Source organism: Oleiphilus sp. HI0061, from assembly GCF_001635675.1.
Genome location: NZ_LWFE01001102.1, coordinates 1 through 1,770 on the forward strand (window position 1 = coordinate 1; position 1,770 = coordinate 1,770).

The following is a 1,770-nucleotide window of genomic DNA, read 5'->3' on the forward strand; positions in this document are numbered from 1 at the left end:
GCCTTCTGTTTCATGTAACCGGCGGCTCCGCCAACCCTTTTGTGTCACTTTTACTCTTCCCGTTAACCATTAGTGCAGCAACCTTAAATAGTAATTTCACCTGGTTTATGGCCTTACTCACCGTAAGTTGCTATGGCTCTTTATACTTAGTCGACCTTTCGGTATCAGAGACTTCTGTTGCGAATGAGCATGCCCATCATATGCACCACCAAATTGATGCAAGCCAAACTGCCTTTTCCCTTCATCTCATTGGCATGTGGTTCAATTTTGCAGTGAGCGCGGCCTTAATCTGCTTCTTCCTCATTAGAATGAGACAAGAGTTAAAGTCTCGACAACATAAGATCAACGAACAAAGAGAACAGTTACTGCGCGACGAGCAATTATTGGGTATTGCAACACAAGCCGCGTCTGCTGCTCATCATATCAGTACACCACTATCGACGATGGCCGTGCTCGTTGACGACCTTCAAGCAGATAGCCTGACCCAGGATTTCGACGAAGACCTTACACTCCTGGCGTCTCAAATAGCGATATGTAAAAACGTGTTAGATGACCTTCGGCACCAGGCTCGCCTCAGTCAGCAAGATGAATCTGTCCACTACTTTCTCACCCAGCTAGTGAATGAATTTAGACTCTTACGGCCTAGCGTCAGGCTTGAGAAAAACTGGAACAGCACACAATTCGACGAGTCACCATCGCCAAATATTTCCTCAGATCCATCTTTAAGGATGGCCATTCTGAATATCCTGAATAATGCTGCCGATGCTTCGCCCGAAAGAGTCTGCTTCGAGGCAGATGTTGAACCGGACAAGCTCAGACTCACCATCAGTGATTATGGCAACAGTGATGAAAACAAAGTTTCCCGTATTCTTAGTGCCGCTGAGCAACCATTAGAGTCTGACAAAGAGCATGGTATGGGCATTGGTTTATTTTTATCTCATGCCACGATTAATAGACATCATGGAAAAATAAGCGTTGAAAGAGCAGATAAGTCGGGCACTCGCATTCATATTTCCCTGTCACTTGTAAGCTCACACCCAGCCGAAGAGCAGAAAATAAAATGACTAAGAGTATCCTTATCCTAGATGACGACCAAACCTTTTCTACGACACTTGCCCGGTCATTTAAACGACGAGGCTACAATAGCTTCGCCGCAAACAGTATTGAAGAAGCCAAAGGCATATTAACGGATACGAGCATAAATTTTGCTGTGGTTGACCTAAAGATCGATCAGGAAAGTGGTTTGCAGTTTCTGGCGATTCTAAAAGAACACTCACCTCAAACCAAGGCACTGATTCTGACAGGTTATTCCAGCATTAGCACAACGGTTGAAGCGATGAAGCTGGGTTCAGTGAATTACCTATGCAAACCTGTGACCACCGATGTCATTATCAAAGCCCTACAGGAAGAGGACGCAAACCCAGATATTCCCCTAGATACTAGCCCGCCATCAGTGGGACGCCTGGAGTGGGAACATATCCAACGCGTGCTTAATGAGCATGATGGCAATATCTCTGCAACAGCTAATGCTCTGGGAATGCATCGACGGACTTTGCAACGCAAGCTACAGAAACGCCCTTCATCAAAATAAGTCATTAACATAAAGCCAAAACATATCTGAACTTGAACTAAACCCAAACTATACCCCAAAGTAGGTGCGACAATTTGTCACTCCTTTGCACCCTTACTTCAGCGTAAAATTTCACGCAATTAATGATTTTGCGCATCAAGGAGTGCATAGATGAAAGCAGTTAAGACCCTCGCATTTAG

Annotated in this window: 2 protein-coding genes; both read left to right on the forward strand. The window is 44.9% G+C overall.

Features of this window, described 5'->3' with window-relative positions; translation table 11 throughout:
• The coding region (locus tag A3735_RS15915) for an ATP-binding protein (RefSeq protein ID WP_068638264.1) at positions 1–1,064 on the forward strand (1,064 nt) is incomplete at its 5' end.
• Complete coding sequence (locus tag A3735_RS15920; RefSeq protein WP_068512062.1) at positions 1,061–1,591, forward strand: response regulator transcription factor; 531 nt, start codon at positions 1,061–1,063, stop codon at positions 1,589–1,591. The genes A3735_RS15915 and A3735_RS15920, both read left to right, overlap by 4 nt.
• The last annotated feature ends 179 nt before the right edge of the window (positions 1,592–1,770 follow it).